Source organism: Longimicrobium sp., assembly GCF_036399255.1.
In the GTDB taxonomy this organism is placed as follows: domain Bacteria; phylum Gemmatimonadota; class Gemmatimonadetes; order Longimicrobiales; family Longimicrobiaceae; genus Longimicrobium.
The window spans coordinates 39,280-57,762 of sequence record NZ_DASWNM010000026.1; the positions used below are offsets into that span (position 1 = coordinate 39,280).

Annotated in this window: 18 protein-coding genes; 12 read left to right on the top strand and 6 right to left on the bottom strand. The window is 66.8% G+C overall.

Features of this window, described 5'->3' with window-relative positions:
- Nucleotides 1–698: 698 nt before the first annotated feature.
- The 4 genes from VGC13_RS04175 to VGC13_RS04190 all read left to right on the top strand — a co-directional run bounded on the left by VGC13_RS04175 (nucleotide 699) and on the right by VGC13_RS04190 (nucleotide 7,149).
- Nucleotides 699–2,552: a DUF885 domain-containing protein gene (locus VGC13_RS04175; RefSeq protein WP_331123951.1), complete on the top strand. Its 1,854-nt coding sequence runs from the start codon at nucleotides 699–701 to the stop codon at nucleotides 2,550–2,552.
- Nucleotides 2,553–3,658: 1,106 nt separating this feature from the next.
- Nucleotides 3,659–4,732: a hypothetical protein gene (locus tag VGC13_RS04180; protein ID WP_331123952.1), complete on the top strand. Its 1,074-nt coding sequence runs from the start codon at nucleotides 3,659–3,661 to the stop codon at nucleotides 4,730–4,732.
- Between the two features lie 33 nt (nucleotides 4,733–4,765).
- A complete protein-coding gene (locus VGC13_RS04185; protein WP_331123953.1) occupies nucleotides 4,766–5,698 on the top strand; it encodes a hypothetical protein in 933 nt (310 codons plus the stop codon).
- 230 nt (nucleotides 5,699–5,928) lie between these two features.
- Complete coding sequence (locus tag VGC13_RS04190; protein WP_331123954.1) at nucleotides 5,929–7,149, top strand: adenylosuccinate synthetase; 1,221 nt, start codon at nucleotides 5,929–5,931, stop codon at nucleotides 7,147–7,149.
- Between the two features lie 46 nt (nucleotides 7,150–7,195).
- On the opposite strand, the gene VGC13_RS04195 is transcribed toward VGC13_RS04190, so the two are convergent.
- Nucleotides 7,196–8,257, bottom strand: coding sequence for an HNH endonuclease (locus tag VGC13_RS04195; RefSeq protein ID WP_331123955.1), 1,062 nt, complete (start codon nucleotides 8,255–8,257; stop codon nucleotides 7,196–7,198).
- A 189-nt stretch (nucleotides 8,258–8,446) separates the two neighbouring features.
- Here VGC13_RS04195 and VGC13_RS04200 point away from each other — a divergent pair, with 189 nt between their 5' ends.
- The 5 genes from VGC13_RS04200 (at nucleotide 8,447) to VGC13_RS04220 (ending at nucleotide 12,520) form a co-directional block, all read left to right on the top strand.
- Nucleotides 8,447–9,304, top strand: coding sequence for an HNH endonuclease signature motif containing protein (locus tag VGC13_RS04200; protein WP_331123956.1), 858 nt, complete (start codon nucleotides 8,447–8,449; stop codon nucleotides 9,302–9,304).
- A complete protein-coding gene (locus VGC13_RS04205; protein ID WP_331123957.1) occupies nucleotides 9,301–9,741 on the top strand; it encodes an HIT family protein in 441 nt (146 codons plus the stop codon). The genes VGC13_RS04200 and VGC13_RS04205 overlap by 4 nt, the downstream gene beginning before the upstream one ends.
- A 20-nt stretch (nucleotides 9,742–9,761) precedes the next feature.
- Nucleotides 9,762–10,787: a hypothetical protein gene (locus tag VGC13_RS04210; protein ID WP_331123958.1), complete on the top strand. Its 1,026-nt coding sequence runs from the start codon at nucleotides 9,762–9,764 to the stop codon at nucleotides 10,785–10,787.
- A gap of 360 nt (nucleotides 10,788–11,147) precedes the next feature.
- Complete coding sequence (locus VGC13_RS04215) at nucleotides 11,148–11,789, top strand: Panacea domain-containing protein (protein ID WP_331124112.1); 642 nt, start codon at nucleotides 11,148–11,150, stop codon at nucleotides 11,787–11,789.
- The gene (locus VGC13_RS04220) at nucleotides 11,786–12,520 is read left to right on the top strand and encodes a hypothetical protein (RefSeq protein ID WP_331123959.1); all 735 of its coding nucleotides are present in this window, start codon (nucleotides 11,786–11,788) and stop codon (nucleotides 12,518–12,520) included. Before VGC13_RS04215 ends, VGC13_RS04220 begins: the two co-directional genes overlap by 4 nt.
- Before the next feature lie 350 nt (nucleotides 12,521–12,870).
- Here the strand turns inward: VGC13_RS04220 and VGC13_RS04225 are convergent, their stop codons facing one another.
- Nucleotides 12,871–13,770, bottom strand: coding sequence for an RNA polymerase sigma factor RpoD/SigA (locus tag VGC13_RS04225; protein ID WP_331123960.1), 900 nt, complete (start codon nucleotides 13,768–13,770; stop codon nucleotides 12,871–12,873).
- A 213-nt stretch (nucleotides 13,771–13,983) separates the two neighbouring features.
- Here VGC13_RS04225 and VGC13_RS04230 point away from each other — a divergent pair, with 213 nt between their 5' ends.
- Nucleotides 13,984–14,430: a hypothetical protein gene (locus tag VGC13_RS04230; protein WP_331123961.1), complete on the top strand. Its 447-nt coding sequence runs from the start codon at nucleotides 13,984–13,986 to the stop codon at nucleotides 14,428–14,430.
- Nucleotides 14,431–14,467: 37 nt separating this feature from the next.
- On the opposite strand, the gene VGC13_RS04235 is transcribed toward VGC13_RS04230, so the two are convergent.
- Together VGC13_RS04235 and VGC13_RS04240 are read right to left on the bottom strand one after the other, a co-directional pair.
- Nucleotides 14,468–15,430, bottom strand: a complete 963-nt coding sequence (locus tag VGC13_RS04235) for a JAB domain-containing protein (protein ID WP_331123962.1) — start codon at nucleotides 15,428–15,430, stop codon at nucleotides 14,468–14,470.
- Nucleotides 15,431–15,585: 155 nt separating this feature from the next.
- Nucleotides 15,586–16,179 (bottom strand): hypothetical protein, encoded by a 594-nt coding sequence (locus VGC13_RS04240; RefSeq protein ID WP_331123963.1) that lies wholly within the window; start codon nucleotides 16,177–16,179, stop codon nucleotides 15,586–15,588.
- A gap of 675 nt (nucleotides 16,180–16,854) precedes the next feature.
- Here VGC13_RS04240 and VGC13_RS04245 point away from each other — a divergent pair.
- The gene (locus tag VGC13_RS04245) at nucleotides 16,855–17,460 is read left to right on the top strand and encodes a hypothetical protein (protein ID WP_331123964.1); all 606 of its coding nucleotides are present in this window, start codon (nucleotides 16,855–16,857) and stop codon (nucleotides 17,458–17,460) included.
- Nucleotides 17,461–17,646: 186 nt separating this feature from the next.
- Here the strand turns inward: VGC13_RS04245 and VGC13_RS04250 are convergent, their stop codons facing one another.
- Together VGC13_RS04250 and VGC13_RS33605 are read right to left on the bottom strand one after the other, a co-directional pair.
- A complete protein-coding gene (locus VGC13_RS04250; protein ID WP_414682979.1) occupies nucleotides 17,647–17,982 on the bottom strand; it encodes a double-CXXCG motif protein in 336 nt (111 codons plus the stop codon).
- Nucleotides 17,897–18,262, bottom strand: coding sequence for a double-CXXCG motif protein (locus VGC13_RS33605; RefSeq protein WP_414682977.1), 366 nt, complete (start codon nucleotides 18,260–18,262; stop codon nucleotides 17,897–17,899). Before VGC13_RS33605 ends, VGC13_RS04250 begins: the two co-directional genes overlap by 86 nt.
- A gap of 4 nt (nucleotides 18,263–18,266) precedes the next feature.
- Here VGC13_RS33605 and VGC13_RS33400 point away from each other — a divergent pair, with 4 nt between their 5' ends.
- The gene (locus VGC13_RS33400) at nucleotides 18,267–18,332 is read left to right on the top strand and encodes a hypothetical protein (RefSeq protein WP_349264183.1); all 66 of its coding nucleotides are present in this window, start codon (nucleotides 18,267–18,269) and stop codon (nucleotides 18,330–18,332) included.
- The last annotated feature ends 151 nt before the right edge of the window (nucleotides 18,333–18,483 follow it).

The following is an 18,483-nucleotide window of genomic DNA, read 5'->3' on the forward strand; positions in this document are numbered from 1 at the left end:
CTCGCTCATCGTGTCCCTCCGTCGTCACCGCTCCGGCTCCCGGTCCGAACCGCTCCTTCGCCATGTTATCCGCACTCGCCGCCCCTGACAACGCGCGGGGAGGACGAAGGCGGCCGTGCGCTCCAACCGGGCAACGGACGGGACGCCGATGCCGCCGCCGGACGCCGGCTGGATGATCGATACGGGCGCCGGTGTGGCCACGAGGGCGGTCGTGTTCGAAATCACCCCTTCCGGCTGGTGACGGCGAGGTTCGCTGAGAGTGTGTTTAAGAATCCGACGCTGCACATCAGGCAGATCCAGCAACGCTGTCATTCCGAGGCCCGGCCACGCCGTAGCCTGCTTTCACACCAGAGGTTGCAGGGCCGAGGAATCCGCTGTCGGATTTGCTGGAGGGCAGACGCGGCAGCCCGTGCTTACCTTGCGGCTACGACACGGGCGGACAGGGCCATTACCGGAGCGGTGCGGCAGGGCACCAGCAGCAGACAGTAGATTTCTTAGTCGGCGCGCGCAGGATTTCGTGCGAGCCGATGGTGCGGTGTGGCGCCTCCTTCGAAATGACAGACCGGCGCGACCGCAGGGGATTCTTAATCACACTCTGAGACGGCGGGCACATGACGGCAGCCGCCGGGGCTGTCGCTTCCCGCTGGGCGAGTCCACATTGTGGGCCACCCCTCACGCCCTGAACCGAGCCTTCGACGATGTCCGACGCCCCGACTGCCCACGGACTCCTTACGCGCAGGGAGATGCTGGCCGCCCTGGCGTCCGTCGCCGCGCTGCCGCTGGTCTCCGCATGCGGCGCCACCCGCATGCCGCCCTCGTCCGCGCCTACCGACGCCGACCGGAACGCCATCATGCTCCTGGACCAGATCGGCAACGATCTCCTCGATCTCTCGCCCGAGCTGGCGACCTCGCTTGGCCTGGACGTGGGCGCGCGGGCCGGTCTCCGGTCCCGGCTGGTGGACCGCTCCGCGGCGGGGCAGCGGCGGATCGCGGAGCAGCTGCGCGCGGACCTGGGCCGGCTCGCGGCGGTCGACGCCGGCCGGCTGTCGCACGCCGTGAGGACCAGCGTTGAAGTGGTCCGCAGCGCCTACACCACGGCGCTGGAAGGCTTTGCGCTCCCCTACGGCGACATCACCGTGGGCGGCTGGCGCAACTCGCCGTACGTGGTGATCCAGAACACCGGCGCGTATCTCGACATCCCCCGCTTCCTGGACAGCGATCACCGCGTGGAGAACGCCGCCGACGCCGAGGCGTACCTGGCGCGGCTGCAGTCGTACGCGCGGCAGCTGGACGGCGAGTTGGAACGCATCCGGGCGGCGCGGCAGATGGGCATGGTTCCGCCGGCCTTTCTGCTGGACAAGGCGCTGCCGCAGCTGCGCCTTTCCGCGCAGGGCGCGCGCGAGGGGGGCATGCTCGTGGAGTCGCTGGAGCGCCGGTCCCGGAACATCCCCGGGGACTGGGCCGGGCGCGCGCGGCGGATCGCCGCGCAGGAGATCGCTCCGGCGCTGGACCGCCAGATCCGCGAACTGGAGGCGCAGCGCGCCGTCGCCACCAACGACGCCGGGATTTCGGCGCGGCCGCACGGCGACGAGTTCTACCGCTGGGCCCTCAAGGCGTCGACCACCACCACGATGTCGCCGGACGAGGTACACGAGCTGGGCCGCGGCGAGCTGGCGCGGCTGCACGCGCGCATGGACGCGATCCTCAAGGAGATCGGCTACGCGCAGGGCACCGTGGGCGAGCGGATGAAGGCGCTGGCGAACGATCCGCGCTACAAATTCGCCGAGGGCGACGCGGGGCGCGCCGAGATCCTGCGCTTCATCGACGAGCGGCTGGCGTGGATCCGCGCGCAGATGCCGCGGGCGTTCAACACGGTGGTGAACCCCAACATGGAGGTAAAGCGCCTGCCGCCTGAGGAGGAGCCGGGCGCGCCGGCCGCGTACGGCGGCGCCGGGTCGGTGGACGGCGCCATCCCCGGCCGCTTCTGGATCAACCTGCGCACTACCGACCTGCACAGCCGGTACAGCCTGGCGGACCTTGCCTTTCACGAGGCCATCCCCGGCCACATCTGGCAGGGCGAGTACACGCACGACATGCCGCTGGTGCGCCAGATGCTTTCGTTCAACGCGTACTCCGAGGGGTGGGGGCTCTACGCCGAGCAGCTGGCCGACGAGCTGGGCGCGTACGACAGCGATCCCGTCGGCCGGCTGGGCTACCTGCAGTCTATCGCGTTCCGGGCCTGCCGGCTGGTAGTCGATACCGGCCTGCACGCCAAGGGGTGGACGCGCGAGCAGGGCGTGCGGTTCTTCGTGGAGGTGAACGGGAGCAACCCGCTGGAGGTGGCCAGCGAGGTGGACCGCTACTGCTCGTGGCCGGGGCAGGCGTGCGGCTACAAGGTGGGCCACAGCGAGATCAACCGTCAGCGCGAGCGGGCGCGGGCCGCGCTGGGCGCCGCGTTCGACCTCAAGGCGTTCAACGACACGGTGGTGCTGGGCGGCAACGTGCCGCTCGACGTGCTCGCGAGCAACGTGGACGAGTACCTGCGGCGGTAGCGCCAGATTCGGGATCGCTGGACGCCGGAGCAGCTGCCGAGCTCGGCCCTCTGAGAGGGTGTTCAAGAATCAGCCTGCCCGCTTTGACTTCCTCAGCCTGAGAGGGTGTTGCTAAACCTCACATCCATAACGAAGCGGTGACTTCCTGAGGGAGCGCATCATGTCCAACCAGAAGTCACACTACAGATTGCGCGCGACCGAAGGACCTCGTCTCGGTGGCGCACGGGCCAGATCAGGGCACGGGACCAGCCCGGTTGTTCTGCTGGCGAGGTCCTTCGGTCGGCGCCAGGGTACAGTGTACAAGCGAATTACGGGGCGGCGCCTCCCCCAGGAAGTCAATCACGCTGGGGAGGTTTGGCAACACCCACTGAGGAAGGCGCCGCTCCTCGATCTGCGGGTACGAAAAAGCCATGGCGCCGACCGAAGGATCTCGTTGGCACAAACCGCGGGGCTGGCCGCGCGCATGAAGCCGGCCCCCCTCGCCGGAGAGCAGGTCCTTCGGTCACGTGGAGGGTGTTGCTAAACCTCACATCCATGACGAAGCGGTGACTTCCTGAGGGAGCGCATCACGTCCAGCCAGAAGTCACACTACAGATTGCGCGCGACCGAAGGACCTCGTCTCGGAGGCGCAGGGGCCAGATCAGGGCACGGGACCAGCCCCGTCGTTCTGCTGGCGAGGTCCTTCGGTCGGCGCCAGGGTGCAGTGTACAAGCGAATCGTGGGGCGGCGCCTCCCTCAGGAAGTCAATTACGCTGGAAGGGTTGGCAACACCCACTGAGGAAGGCGCCCCCCCGAACCGTCCGAAACGCGCGGCATCTCTCCGCGCGGACCGAAGAATCTCCTCGGAAACGGGGGCTCCTCGCGCGGAACCCAGCCGTAGCCGACGGGATGGGCTCCGACGAATGTCCGGACACAATCGGCGCGTCCGGGGCACACGTAACGCCCACCCCGCACCACCGCGCCAATCCATTGTGAAAACAAGATCCTTGACACCCGGTGTGCCAGAGATTATTCTCGTGTCGAGACTGTTCTCGTGATGAGAACGTTCTCAGTAGAACGTGCAGTCGCGGAATTCGGCACAGGTCACTCGCAGAGGACGGAGATCAATGCCCGCCACCCTGGATACGGAAATCCCCATCACCGCCGAGGCGCTGCTCGCCATCCCCGCCTGGCAGCCGGAACGGCTGTTCAGCGGCGACGACGACGCGGACGGAAGGCTGTACCGCATGCTCGCCCTGGGCTTTCACCCGGACCGGCACCCGGCCGCCGCCGAGGCGTTCAAGCACCTGAGCGAGCTCAAGGCCGCGCGGGACCGGGCCATCGACACGGGCACGTGGCGTGGCGCGGGCGTCCAGGCGCTGGCGCTGGGCTCCGGCAAGCGCCTGAACATCCGCTTTCTGCGGCGGCACGAGTTCGAGCTGGGCACGCTGCTCATCGGCCGGCGCTCCATCACGTACCTGTTTCGCGAAGAGCACCGGGCGCTGTACGCGCAGGCCCTGCGCACCATCAAGGGCTTCCGCGCCGCCAGCCGGGACATGTGGGAAGAGGTGGAGAAGCTCCTTCCCTGCGTCCAGCTGGAGGCCGAGACCGCCGCCGGCCCCGCCCTGGTCGTGACCCGCGCGCCGGACGTGGTGCGGCTGCGCGACGCGCTGGACCACCTGGGCGGAAGGATGGATCCCCGGCACGTGGCGTGGATCCTGGGCACCCTGCACAACGCCGCCGCGTACCTGCAGTGGGCGGGGCTCACCCACAACGCCATCGACCTGGACAACTACTTCATCTCGCCCACCTCCCATTCCGGGCTGCTGCTGGGCGGATGGTGGTACGCCCGCGAGGCCGGGGAGACGATGACGCACCTGCCGGCATCCAGCGCCAGGGTGTGGAAGGCGATCACGCCCGCGCACGAGGCGGCGGCCCGGACGGCCACGCCCCGGCTGGACCGCGAGATGACCCGGCTGATCGGCCGCACGCTGCTGGGCGATCCGGGGGGAACGCGCCTGCTGCGGGACCCCACCGTGCCCCACGCGCTGCGGCAGTGGCTCACCACCCCGGGGGCGGACGATGGAATCGAAGACTACGCCAACTGGGCCCGCGCGCGGGATGCCGCGTTCGGTCCGCGCAAGTTCGTGGTGATGGACCTGGCGCCGCGGGAGATGTACGGCGATCGCAGCGGCCGGTAACCCTGCCGGACGAACTTTGACCGAGAGGCACACATGGGAAGCAGCAGATTCAGCGCCGAGGAGTGGAGCCGGTTCGCCACCACCTCGTTCAGCGGAAAGAGCAAGGCCGAGGTCCTGAACACCCGCGGGATGGTGGACGCCAACGACCCGTCGAAGCTCAGGAACGGCGTGCGCGAGTCGCGCGACAGCGCCGTGAACCCGCGCTCCACCCCCATCATCATCGCCGGGGACGTCACGGGGTCCATGGACGAGCTCGCCTTCATCCTGCTCAAGCAGTCGCTGCCGGCGGTGGCGCTGGAGATCTACGGCCGGCAGCCCGTCACCGATCCCCACATCCTGGTGGCCGCCTACGGCGACGTGGAGTGCGGCGACCGGGCGCCGTTCCAGGCCACGCAGTTCGAGGCCGGCGCCACCGCGCTGGGCACGCAGGCCATGTCGCTGTACGTGGAGCGGGGCGGCGGCGGCAACAGCAGCGAGAGCACGCACCTGCCGTGGTACTTCGCCGCCATGCACACCAGCACCGACGCGTTCGAAAAGCGCGGCGAAAAGGGCGTGCTCTTTACCTACGGCGACGAGGGCGTGCCTCCCGCGCTGACCCGCGCGCAGATCCAGCGCGTCTTTGGCACCGACGTGCAGCGGGGCTACACCACGGCCGAACTGCTGGCCATGGCGCGGCGCTCCTGGGACGTGTACCACCTGGTGATCATGCAGGGGAACCACGCCCGCATGTACCCCCAGGTGCTGGACGAGTGGCGCGGCCTGCTGGGCCAGCATGCCATCCCCGTGGACGACTACACCATGCTGGGCGAGATCATCGTCAGCATCCTGCAGGTGCGGCAGGGCAGGGACAAGGACGCGGTGGCCTCGTCGTGGAGCGGCGACACCTCGTTGGTGGTGCGCAGCGCGCTCAAGGGTCTGACGGTGAACGCCAGCGCAGACGCGGACGCCGGCTTGGTGGCCCTGTAGCGGCGGCACCGCCCGGGCCCGAGCGCGGGCCAGGGCGGGCTCGCTTGAAGACAATGCGTGGGGTGCCGGGCGCGTCGTGCGCCCGGCACTCGGCACCCGGCACTCGGCACTCGGCACTTGGCACTTGGCACTTGGCACTTGGCACTCGGTCCTCCCGCGGCGTTTCGCGGGAGACGGAAACCAGGGGGCGGAGCGGCGCCCCGTTCATCATCAGGAAAGAGGTCCGGCCCATGAAGCATGCGCGCGTGGTGATCGGCTCCAGCTTTGGCGACGAAGGCAAGGGACTGATGACGGACTACTTCACCCGGCAGTACGGGGGAAGCGGCGTTCTGGTCGTGCGGTTCAACGGCGGAGCGCAGGCCGGCCACACCGTCGTGGCGGAGGGGGACGTGCGCCACGTGTTCAGCCACTTTGGCGCGGGGAGCCTGGCCGGGGCCGGCACCCTGCTCAGCCGGCACTTCATCGCCAACCCCATCCTCTTTCAGCGCGAGCACGGGGAGCTGGCGCGCCTGGGCGTGGACCCGCGCATCCACGTGGATCCGCGGGCGCTCGTCACCACGCCGTACGACATGCTGATCAACGAGATGGTGGAAGCCAGCCGGGGGGCGGCGCGCCACGGAAGCGTGGGGCTGGGCATCAACGAGACCGTCACCCGCGGCGCCGAGCCGCGCCTTCGGCTCACCGTCGGCCAGGCCCTGCGCGACCCCGCGGCCGCCGCCGCGATGCTCCGCCGCATCCGGGACGCGTGGGTGCCGCGGCGTGTGGCGCAGCTGGGGATCGAGGCGGCGTGCGAAACGCACGCGGAGCTGATCGGCAGCGGGGCGCTGATGGAGAACTGGCTCGCCGTCCTGGACGAGTTCCTCGGGCGCGTGGAGGTGCGTCCGGACCACGACGTTCTCCGCGAGCACGACGACGTCGTCTTCGAAGGCGCGCAGGGGCTGGCGCTGGACCAGGACCGGGGCACGTTCCCGCACGTGACCCGCTCCCACACCGGCGTCCGCAACGTCGTGGAGCTGATGTCCGAGCTTCCCCCCGCCGAGACGGCCGTCACGTACGCCACCCGCGCCTACCTTACCCGCCACGGCGCCGGCCCCCTGGACGGCGAGCTTGCGGACAAGCCTTTCCCCGGCGTGTATGACCTGACCAACGTCCCCCACGCCTTCCAGGGCCGCCTGCGCTACGCCCTCCTCGACGTCACCGCCCTGCAGGCCCGGATCACCCAGGATTTCGGCGACGTGGCCGCGCTGGGCCGCACCGCCGGAATCCGGATGGGCGTCGCCGTGACCTGCCTGGACCAGCTCCCCGCCGCCGCCCGCTGGACGTGCGAAGGGGAGGCCATGGACGGCTCTCCCGACGACCTCGTCCACGCCATCCGCCGGCACCTGCCCGGCGAGCTGCTCGTGTCCCGCGGCCCCCGAGCCGGCGATGTCGCAGCGGCGTGCGGCGCGTGAGCGAAGGTTCACGTCGGCCCAGGCGCGGCGTGGATGCTCTTGCTTGTTATCCCGTGGCGTCCGGCGAGGTTGGCCAGCGCTGGCGTAGATACTCGCGCGAGGGGTGGCTCCCGTCCCGGCGCGGGCGTAACGCGGCGCCGTTCAGCGGCCAATACGGAGTGTCGCGGAGGGATGGGTCGAGAACCACGGTGAGCGTATCGGGATCGATCTTCAGCAGTCCGTCGTCGAAAAGCCCGTGAAGATCGGCGCGCAGCAAGATGCCGTTCTCGGAACGGTTCAGGCCGGAGTGGGCGTGAAGGCGGATGTGCGCCGCTTCGAGGACCGATTCCGGGCCCCACCCTGACACCGCGCATCGCCCGCCGTAGAGCGTCAGAAGGTTCTTCCTGAACTTGGGCTGCCCGCGCCGCACGCGGCGGGCGAATCGCGCAAGGCGGGCCGGATCGTCATCCGGCGCCTCTCCGAAATCCTGGTAGACCGGCTTGGCAGTCTCTGCCGCCCCGACCGCCTCGACCCAGTCGTTGTCCGCGCTCCAGCTCAGCCGAGGGTGAAGATGAACGAGACTGACTTCCTTGGCGACCGTGTACATCAATGTCCGGCGCCCGACCCTTCCGCCTGAGGCATTCAGGTACTGAGCAGCCCGCCGAACTTCACCAGCCGTCAGCCTTTCAGGTTTCCGGGAATCCAGCCGCGCGATCAGAAGCGTGGCGGCGTTGACCTCGGTCAGGCGGTATCTCTGGCCGAGTTTGGTGGATTGATAAACCTCATCCCGATTCAGCGCCTTCTCCGCCTCTGCGCGGACCAGATCCCAGGCAATCGCCTCGTCCAGTCTGGTCCGTGGATCCGGAGTGGGCAGCCGCCATGCGTTATGCGCAAAGTTGACGAGAGCGCCTGCCTGTTTGGAGTGCTGCAACACGTTCCGCACGTTGCGCTTCCAGGAAGGCTCGCTGACGGATGCACCCCGCACGGTCGGTGGAGCCAGATCGCTGGCATCGAACGCGACGGCGCGCTCGACGGCACGATAGATATCTTGAAGCCCCACCGGCTCAGGATGTACAGCCGAAAGAACTTCTACAATCGTTTTCCGTAACTCATGGGACGGAGTGGTCATGAGGTGGCCGCTCGGTGCTGCTGAAGCTGCGCCTTGGAGGGAAGCCGGTCCACGGCGGCAGGGCGCTAGATGATGATTGGCGTCATCGCGTGACTTGCGTAATGTACGTGGCAAGCGAGTAGATTGCGACAGATGCGGACTAAAGTGGTCAGCTCTCCGCGGAGAAGCCGTAACGGCGCATGGTCCCCTGTGAACGTCCTGTACTACTGGCGTCCCGACAACTATCTGCGCGACCGGCGGTTCGGCTTCGGGTACCACCTGAACCAGAACAGCCCCGTGCTCGCGCGTGTGGCCGAAGGCGACACCGTGTGGGCGTTCACGCGCGACCGGGCCGGGAGGTACGTGCTTGCCGCTGCCCTCGTCGTCCGGGCGGTGACCCGCAACCCGCCGGCCTACCGCTACGGCCGCTACCGGGTGTGGGGCGACCTGGATCGCACGCGCTATTTCGACGTCGATGCCAGCCCTGGCGCCGAGGCGCTGATCCGTCACCTGCGGATCGCCGCCCGGGCGGAACTCCTTGCCCAATCGTTCCAGGGTCACAGTGCCGTGAGGCCGCTTGAGTCCACCGATCATCAGCTGCTGTACGACTTCTCGGCGGGCCTGCCCGTGCTGCGGAAGGTGGGGGTCTATCCGGAGGACGAGTTCGAAGCGCGGCTTCTGCTGGGGCCGGGCGCGCGGGAGCTGCTGGTTGCGGACGGCGACGAAGCGTCCGCGGTACGGATGCGCTACCTGTTCGAGACGGTGGATGTCACCCGCGTACGCCGGCACGTCGAATCGCTGCAACAGGCGTATGCCGGCCGGTGCCAGATCTGCCGCTTCGATCCACGTGCCCGGTACGGCCGCGGGTTGTGCCACGGTCACCACATCCAGTGGCTCTCGCGCGGGGGAGAGGATGAGATCGAGAACATGGTCCTGGTCTGCCCCAACCACCATGCGGCCGTGCATCAGGCGGATGCGGTTTTCGACTACGATGATCTCACGTTCCGCTTCGCCAATGGCCTGATCGAAGCCATCCGGCTCAACCAGCACCTCAGGCCGGCGGCATGACCCTCGAAAACGAGCCCACCGAACCGATTATTCCGGAGCGCGTTTTCGTGAGCGGCTGCCCGTTCTGCGAGCTGTCGGCCGACGACCTCGTGGACCAGAACCAGCACGCGGTGGCGATCCCGGACCGCTACCCGCTTTCGCCGGGGCACATCCTTGTGATTCCCCGCCGGCACGTGGTGAGTCCGTTCGATCTGCACCCGGACGAGCTCGCCTCTGTCTGGAGCCTGGTCGCGCAGATCCGTCGATCCCTCGCCGCCGAGTTCGTTCCGGATGCGTTCACCATCGGCCTGAACGACGGCGCCGCGGCAGGGCAGACGATCATGCACGCGCACGTGCACGTGATTCCCCGCTGGACGGGTGACGTGGCCGATCCACGAGGCGGGGTCCGCTGGGTGATCCCGGCGCAGGCTCCGTATTGGGACGTGCCCACCGAATGAGTCGTCCACCCCCCGGCGCCGTGGAGCAGGTCCGCTTTCTCCAGCAGCTTCAACGCATTCTTTCCGATGGCGGATTCGTCGCCACCTACAAGTTCGCGCTGCTGCACGCACTGGCCGACCTGGCCGTGGTCCGGGGGAACGACACGGGTGATGAACTGCCGCTGAAGACGTGGGAGATCAGCGAGCAGCTGATCGAGCTGTACTGGCGCCAGGCGGCTCCGTTTCCGGCGGCCACTCCAGCGGTTCTGAATCAGAACGCCGGCAGGCAGGCCGCCATCGTCACTCGGATTACCGCGGCTCGTGATCGGCATGGCGGCACGCTTGGCCAGGTGAAGCAGAACCGTGAGGCATGGGAAAAGCTCGTCCGGCGCGTGGATCGTACGCTGTGCGAGATGCCACTGTGGAAGCTGCAGACGGTGGGACGCGAGAAGCTGGATTTTCTCTACGAGAACGTGGGCACGGGTGACCAGATCATCCTGCAGCCCGGAGTGGCGTACTGCTTTCGGGTGTTCTACGACCTGATCCTCGATCTTGTCCGGGGAGCCTGGCTGCGCTTCGTGCGGTCACGGAACCTGGGTGTGCTGGGCAGCACGGTCGATCTCTCCGCGTTCCTGTTCGGAACGGAGCGATCGAGCCTGGCTGTCTACCAGCCGATCCTCATGGAGGTTCAGCGGGGAGAGTGCTTCTATTGCGGCGGGAGGTTGCAGGCGGGTGTCGCCGTCGACCATTTCGTTCCCTGGTCGCGGTACCCGATCGATCTGGGGCACAACTTCGTGCTCGCCCATGGATCCTGTAACTCCAGCAAGGCGGACCACCTTGCGGCGGAGCATCACCTGGAGCGATGGCTTTCCCGGAACCGAACGTTCGAAACCGAGTTGCACACCGCGTTCAGTGCTGCGGGTATTCTGCACGACGCGCATGCGTCACGCGCAGTCGCGCACTGGGCCTACGGCACGGCTGCACGGTTGGGCAGTCTCGTCTGGCTCAATCGGAGTTCACTGGAAAAGCTGTCCCCGCACTGGCACCAGCTCTTCGCCGCCTCGTAAACCGGCCAGCGCCTCGTCAGGGCGGACGCAGAAACACGAAGGCCCTGCATCGCAAGAGGATGCGGGGCCTGATTTGAACCCGGGGACCCTCTGAACCCCATTCAGGTGCGCTAGCGGGCTGCGCCAGAAGCTCGGCGCCAACCGTGACCTGACGCCGGAGGAGCGTACAGCCATCGACCGGGCGCTGTCTGGCTTTCTCCAAAACCTTGAGCAGGCGTCCCGCGACCACTAAACGTCGGTTCGAGTACCTCGGGCGGAGCAGGTCACGACCGCCTGTGGTTCAGTAGCGATCAAAGCTTCTGACTCGACAAACGCTGCGATTTCGGCTATATTTCGGGGACATCAGCTTCCCCGGTGAGCATGCACAGCGCACTCGACATCGCTGCCTGGTTCCTGAACGAGATCGACCGCAAGGCCGGTGACTCGATTACGAACCTCAAGCTTCAGAAGCTGGTCTATTACGCCCAAGCTTGGGGGGTGACGCTGCTCGGGCGGCCGCTTTTCGAGGAAAGTGTTGAGGCGTGGGCCCACGGTCCCGTGGTCGATGCGGTTTACCAAGAATACAAGCACCTTCGATACGGCACGATCCCGCGCTCGCGGAGAAGACCCCGCATTACTCCGCAAGAGCGCGTAGTGCTTCAAGGCGTGCTCGCGGTCTATGGTGAGCACTCGGCGAAGTTCCTGGAGGATCTGACGCACAGCGAGGAGCCGTGGACTACAATTTGGGGTGACAGGCCGGCTACGAGTCGGAGCCGGCAGGAGATTCCGCTGCCCCTCATGCAGGCGTTCTACCGCCAGCAGTTCGACGACCGGGATGACCCCAGAATGAGCGTTAACCTGAAACTGATGCGTCCTGAGCTCTTGGAGGAGGGAATCATCCCCCTTCAGCCGCTCCCGGATCACCACTTCCCTGTGGACCACGACGAGTATGTGCGGGCTGTGAGTCGCGACCTGGCAGCACGCCCGCGGCGGCGCCGGAGGATTGTGCCCGTCCACACATGAGCGAGATCGGAGCCGTCCACAACCTCCCCCTTGAGGAGAGGCCGGACGCGGACATCAAATTGGAGCGACCCTGGTTGCTCCTGCACACGCCCAGAACGGAGACTCCGAACTGGGCTTTTGCTTACGGCAGCACGCAAAATACCGAGGCGCAGCTTGGCGCGACGCCCCTCTCGCTCGCCTGGATGCGTACGAGCACAGGTAAGTTGGAGAGAACTGGCTTCTTTCCGGCGCGACTTCGGAGCGTCATGCCAGATGATGCAGGGCACCGCATCGGGGAAGCTAACGCCGTCGACAGGATTCAGCAGGCTTTTCGGGCGGCTCTTGGGATTGATCAAGGTTTCGGAGAGCGTCACGCTCCTGACGAGCCCGAGCGAGGTCGCGTGGTTCTGCTGACGCCCGAGGCCCAAGCGGATCTTGATGGCGCCCGGTACGCTATCGTGGTAACACCGGATGCCTACGCACGCACCCGCCGTTACCAGCAGCTCGTCCCCATCTACGATTCGGCTGAGGTCGAGCCACAGGACGGGGAGATCGAGTCGGACTCGGAGTGGGTACCCGCACTTCCTGGGACGATGGCCACGGCGATTCTGGCCGTGCCCGGCCTGTTCACCGGCTCGGAGTACCGCCGCCCGTTCAATCCGGGCCAGATTGCAGGACTCACCATGGTGACGGTCGACGCGGACACGCTCCACCGTATCGACGAGGCGCTTGTCGCGAACTTCGACCTCTGATGGCCAAAACGCGGAAGGAACCCGCGCCTGAAACTCCGTGAGACGGTGACCCGCAGGGTTCCACATGCCCCAACTCCTACCCCAACCCGTCGCGACGGTGGTGAACGCGAAAAGGCCCTGCATCGCAAGACGATGCAGGGCCTTCGCTTATCCTAGTCGGGACGGCCGGATTTGAACCGGCGACCCCCTGAACCCCATTCGGGGGATGGGTGGGCGCTAGTGCTACAGCAGGTTGTGCCGGCTCGAATGTAGAACTGCCGATGTAGCATTAGAACACGGCCAAGTGGCGGGCTGTTGCCCGTGACTCACCAAAGATCTCACCAACGTAACGCCCGCTCCTCTCGCGGAACTCAGATGAATGGCTCTAGCCGTACGGCGCGCGATGGCTCCCGCAATTTCTTGAGCGCTTGCTGGACTAGCTGACGGACACGCTCGGCGGATATGCCAAGCAACTCCGCAATGGCGGCCTGAGTCATCGGCTGCCCCTCCTCCAATCCAAACTTGAGCCTCAGAACGAGTGCCTCGCGCGTCGGCAATGTCTGCAGCGTTGTCTCAATGCGCTCCGCACGCTCTACATAGTAGGTCTCGGCATCCGGCAGCGGCTTGTGGTCCGGCAACAGTTCCAGTTCTCCGCTGGTGCTGAATCCCCGTCTCCGGAACTGCTCGCCCCGGAGGTTCAGGGCGTGTGCGGCCTCGATCAGCTCCACTCCGGCGGCGTCCGCAACATCCGCGAGTGCGGGCTCGCTCCTGTGGATCTGTGCCAGTCGGGCCGCGTGCTTACGGATTCGCCGCAGCTTCACCTCATCGGCTCCGCGCGGACGCACGAGCATGGCGCGTCCGAGGGCCTTGTAGATCGCCTGCCGGATCCACCAGGAGGCGTATGAGACGAACCGGGCGCCATGGTCCGGGTCGAACTTCGGGACAGCATAGAGCATTCCGACGTTTCCCTCGTGGATCAGGTCCGAGAGCGGAAGCCCCAGGTTCTGGTACTTCTTGGCGATCATCACCACGAAGCGCAGGTTCGAGGTAACCAGCGCCTCGGCAGCCGAAGCATCGCCGGCGCGAGCCCGACGTGCGAGCGCGATCTCCTCCTCGCGCGTCAAGAGCGGATGCGCCCCGATCTCCTTCAGATACAGGTCCAGGGACGTGGGGCTTTCTGGGTCACCCCACAGCGACACTCGCAACGGCTTTCCGACGATTGGACCGGTGGGCCCTGATCGTACGCCGCCGCTGTTCCTGGCCAGCGGCATCGCAGGATGCGGGGGAGTCATTCCGAGTTCGTCGTGTTGAAGAACAAGGAGTTCACCCGTCCAGCGTCCGAAGATCGATGATCTCGTTCGGCCGGTGGCGCAATCGATTGGGTTGCGCGGAGAGGATGCTTGTGATCAGAATGAACAGGGTCGTCACACTCCTTTCCCCGCCGACACATGCTTCCTGAAACGATTTCATCCGGGGACACCGAGTTGGTCGAGACCATCCGGGCCGCGGCTAGGCAGCGGACCGGCGCCACCTCGTTGCGAGCCGTCTCACGACAGGTGCGGATGAGCCCCAGCGGCCTGTCCAAGTTCCTGGCCGGAGCGCGCCCGTACTCGAAAACGTTGGGGAGACTGCGCGCCTGGTATCTGTGGCACCGCGAACAGTCTGCTGCATTGAGCCCCGAGGAGGCGCTGGCCGCGCTGCAACTCCTCACCTCTCCGGTGCCCGTCCGTCGACGGCCGGAGTTGGCGCAGGCTGTCGTCGCGGCGTTACGCGAGAGCTTCGGCGGACATCCACCGGCTTGGTGGACGGAGTTCGAACGGATGGTCGATGAGACAATGCACCGGTCGCCGCGCCCCGAAGGCCGGAAGCATCCGCGCCGCGCGGAGACGCATCCGCTTCCCGAGCGAGCGGATGCTGGCCTGCTGACGTGACGGGCCGCGTCTGCGTGGTGCGCTGCAGGCTCGCGCTTCATCGTGCGGCGTCCCTCGTTCCGCGCGAGGCGCCATGCTCCGACTGGCTATCGTCGAGAGTGAAGACCTCCCCGACCTGCTGGTCTCCACCGCAGACTCGCGTGAAGCGCACCTCGAAATTGCAACAGAACGCCCGCCCTGCGGCGTCATGCATCAACGTACCCGTCTCCGTCCAGAGTCCCTCGTGCCCCGGGACTATCTCCGTAGAGTCCATGAAAACCCGAGCGCCGGCGGTGACCGGAAAGACCGGCGTCGGGCCAGCGAATGAAAGCCCGACGTCGTCGACCCGAATAGTTCCACCGGTCCCGTCCAGCGCCCGCTCCAGGGCCGCGCCGATCCGCCGCTGCAGTTCCTCAAGCATCGGCTCGATTTCCCCTGGCCTGAGTGCTGGATCCGGCTGCAGGGTGATCAGCGGGGCGAGGATGGCGTGCCGCCCGTGAGGAGCAACGAAGCCACGACCGTCCTCTCGGTGGAACTCGCACCGGGCCTGCTGGCGGACCGCCGGCAATCCGCCGGCGAGGAACGCGGCCCCGAGCTTCAAGGGCTCTAGCCCCGCCATCCAACCCTCGTCGGTGTTCCGGGCCTCCAGTGGGTCGGGGTTCTGGGGGTCGAACTCCAGGAGACCCATCTCGCGGAGTGAGGCAGCGCCCGGATCTCCCACGATCACGTGGTCGATGACCGGAATCCCCAACAACTGGCCTGCCAACTCCAGCCCTTGAGCGACGGCCACGTCATCAGGACTGGGCGACGGGTCCCCCGAAGGGTGGTTGTGCACCAGGACAATAGAGGCCGCGCTCCCGAGGATGGCCGTCTTGAAGACTTCCCGCGCACCCGCTTCGCTGCGCTGGAGGCCGCCGATCGAAACCGTGTGGATCCCGGTGACGCGTCGGCGAGCATCGAGATGCAGCGCCACTACGTGCTCCCGGTCTGGCAGCCCGACGTATCTGCGGAAGAGCGCCACCGCATCCGCTGGCCCCCCGAACTCGCGCCATGGGAATGTGAGATAACGCTGGCGTTCCAGCCTGGCGGTGTAGACAGCAATCCGGCAGCCCGGCCTCAGGGTTCCGGTGGGACCTGACCCACCTGCGCCGGCACGGCGCCGATTCCCGCGCGCGGTCATTCGCCGGAAGGGCTGGAGGGTGCCTGCAGGGCAGATCTGGCGAGCGCGTGGACCTCGTCGTCACCGCTCGCGACCGCGAGCCACACCGTCCGCCTCAGCCAGCGCTGGGCTTCACGCATGCGGCCGCGCTCGAGCAGCATTCGTCCCGCGAGGTAGGCACGCCTCGGGTTGAACGGGCTGGCCAGGGCAGCCACTTCGACGAAGAGCAGACCGCTGCCCGTGGCGCCGATCCCGAAGGCCCACTCGCCGAGAACCAGGCCCGCGTGAGCGAGTTGCTCCCCGTCCGCAACGCCCGCGTCCTGCAACTCGCCAGCTATGATGGAGATGGGCGCCCAGAAACCCACGCCCTCATCGAGCCTGTTCAGCGCCTCCCGCTCCCATGCAGGGAGATCCTGGGCGTCGGAGTGCTGGGCCAGGGTCGCGCCTCCTTCCGACCACGCGAGGAGCAAGCGGTACGCACGTAAGACCGACAGCGTGAACTCGGGCGGGAGCTCAGCGGCAATCAAGGACTGCTGGAGGTCGCTCCCATCGACGGAGATCGGAGACGTGAACCCCATCAGCCCCGTCTTCAGCCACTCGGACTCTTCCATTTCGGGCTCCGTCGCTTGGGGTGCAGTTCGGCAGGGTCCGGACAGCGATCCCTTCCAAACTCGTGCAGGCAGCAGCGGCGGATGCCATGACGCAGTTCCGTGACGCTGTCCTGTTCGTGGAAAGCGGACGAAACCGCGGCACTGTCCGACGATCCGGATGGCCTCGGGCACACACGGACAGGTCGTTTTTGCCGTGGCTGGGTGCGCCGAGGGATGGGACGGACCATGACCGTGTGCGTGACCACTCGACGGAAAAGAGCTCGCAGCAGCGTTCCCGCGAGAGACACAGAAAGCGGCTACACCCCGGACAGTCCGGGTGTAGCCGTATGTGGGACTGCCGCCAACTCGAGCGTCAGCACCAGCACGGTCAGTCAGCACCTCCGGAACTGCCGTGGAGAACGCCCCAGGAGGAACGCGATGAACTCTGCAGTGGCTTGGACTCCAGTTGCCAACATCTGTCGACACGCAGGAGGATGGCGCGTCGCTGGACGGCAGCGGGTGCGGGCCCAGTTGACCGGAGAGCCATAACCAGCCCGGAGTCTGAAAGGAAGCGCGCCATCTGTCGCACGAAACAGATGCCGCCTAAGTTCAGGCGTTCATACCTGCCAGGGTTTTGAGCGATACCGGGTTTCGATCGTCAGCTGGTCCAGGAAATACAGCCACGCTTACCGCAGAATGCCTCTTCTCAAGCCTCACCATTATGAGTTGCTCCAGCGGATCATCGCCGCTGGGGAGCTACCACCGGGCGAAGTCGATGGCCGGCTGTTGCGGCCGCTGCGTACTTCGGGACTCGTGCGCGTCGACGAAGATCGCATACGGGTGACTGTTGCGGGCAGGGACGCTGTTTCGATGCCAGGCGCCGACACCGCGGCACCAAGAGAAACAGGCAAACTCTCTAGCGCTCAAGAGGATCTGCTGCGCCTGATCGTTCGCGCCGGCGGCCTCAATCGCGAAGACGTGGATCTGCGGACCGCGCGGGCGCTCCGCTCGCGTGGGCTCGTCGGCGAAGACGGAGGGATGCTGACGGGCACGCCCGCGGGCGTCGCGCACCTGGAGGCGCTAGACTGGCGTGAAACGCCGCGGCGACGAGGCCGCCGTCCTCACAGGCATCCCCGCGCAGAGGCGATCCTGAAGGCGACCCAGCAGTTGGAACACGCCCTTCCACCTGAAGCGGAAGTCCTGGTTGGGCCGATCATGTGCGCGGCTGAGGATGTATCGGCAGGGTTTCGCACGTTCGCCCGCCAGCTCATCACTGACACGAAGCCACGCGGGAAGAAGTAGTCTGGATGCTGCCTGTCCAGCCATTCCTCACGGAGCGGCTAAAGCGCCGCCCACCAAAGCCGACCAGCAACCCGACTCCTTCAGACCCGCTACACGTCAAGAGGAGCGCATGGGCGGCGGAACTGCAGAATCCTGACAGTCTCTTGCCGCACCTCCCCACTACCACAGGTGCGGCCATCGACGGATTCATGCTCTGAACAGGGGGGAACCGGAGAGCGTCAGAAGCCGCTGCGAGGGAGTAGCGAAGAGGCGCACGACGCACCCGGTGAGCCCCAGCTCACGTATCGCATTCGCGAAGCGCTCGGTCACGATGTAGATCGCCGGATTGTTGCGGCCGCGGCAAAGGTCCACCCCCTCCGGGAGCGTGGCGTCGACGTCCATCAACAGCGCCCGGAATCCCGAGGCCAAGCGGCCGCAGGCCGGGCAAGGCTGGTCGTTAGGGTCCTTGAGCCCGGCCCGGGACAGGTTGCCTGCGGCTCCACCAAGTCGGGCAGAGAGTCCTTTCCCGTCCCACGCGTGCAGAGCTCCGGCACGCGCGAGGGGGCCGGGACACGCCGTGCTCACGCAGGCGCGCGTCCGTCTCCCGCTTCATCAGCATGGTCCAGTTCGCGGCCCACGCGAAATTGCCGAAACGACCACGCGCGGTGCCCTGGAATAGGCCGAAGTCAGCCTCCGGCGGCGCGAGGGGGCGGAGGCGTGCGCGAAGGGCATCGCGTCCTGGTGATCGATGAGATCCACCACATCGTCGCCGCCATCTGACGAAGCAGCACCAGTTCCGCAACCTGCTGAAGTATCTCGGCAACGAGCTGCAGATTTCTATCGTGGCCGCGGGGACGCGTGACGCTTTCAACGCGCTGAACACAGATCCATAGCTCGCTAACCGATTCACACCGGCACTACTGCCGCTCTGGGAGTCCATGGGCTCCCGGCACGCGGTCCTGCCCAGGGGGGTAATTTGAAAGCCCTTTCGATCTTCCTGCGCCCAATCCACGACGAAGCAGCGCACGCACGACTCGGCCGTCC

Excerpts from the sequence above, each read along its gene's own strand:
- VGC13_RS04175 (WP_331123951.1), top strand. The coding sequence starts at position 699 with ATGTCCGACGCCCCGACTGCCCACGGACTCCTTACGCGCAGGGAGATG.
- VGC13_RS04180 (WP_331123952.1), top strand. The coding sequence starts at position 3,659 with ATGCCCGCCACCCTGGATACGGAAATCCCCATCACCGCCGAGGCGCTG.
- VGC13_RS04185 (WP_331123953.1), top strand. The coding sequence starts at position 4,766 with ATGGGAAGCAGCAGATTCAGCGCCGAGGAGTGGAGCCGGTTCGCCACC.
- VGC13_RS04190 (WP_331123954.1), top strand. The coding sequence starts at position 5,929 with ATGAAGCATGCGCGCGTGGTGATCGGCTCCAGCTTTGGCGACGAAGGC.
- VGC13_RS04195 (WP_331123955.1), bottom strand. The coding sequence starts at position 8,257 with ATGACCACTCCGTCCCATGAGTTACGGAAAACGATTGTAGAAGTTCTT.
- VGC13_RS04205 (WP_331123957.1), top strand. The coding sequence starts at position 9,301 with ATGACCCTCGAAAACGAGCCCACCGAACCGATTATTCCGGAGCGCGTT.
- VGC13_RS04215 (WP_331124112.1), top strand. The coding sequence starts at position 11,148 with ATGCACAGCGCACTCGACATCGCTGCCTGGTTCCTGAACGAGATCGAC.
- VGC13_RS04220 (WP_331123959.1), top strand. The coding sequence starts at position 11,786 with ATGAGCGAGATCGGAGCCGTCCACAACCTCCCCCTTGAGGAGAGGCCG.
- VGC13_RS04225 (WP_331123960.1), bottom strand. The coding sequence starts at position 13,770 with ATGCCGCTGGCCAGGAACAGCGGCGGCGTACGATCAGGGCCCACCGGT.
- VGC13_RS04240 (WP_331123963.1), bottom strand. The coding sequence starts at position 16,179 with ATGGAAGAGTCCGAGTGGCTGAAGACGGGGCTGATGGGGTTCACGTCT.
- VGC13_RS04245 (WP_331123964.1), top strand. The coding sequence starts at position 16,855 with ATGCCTCTTCTCAAGCCTCACCATTATGAGTTGCTCCAGCGGATCATC.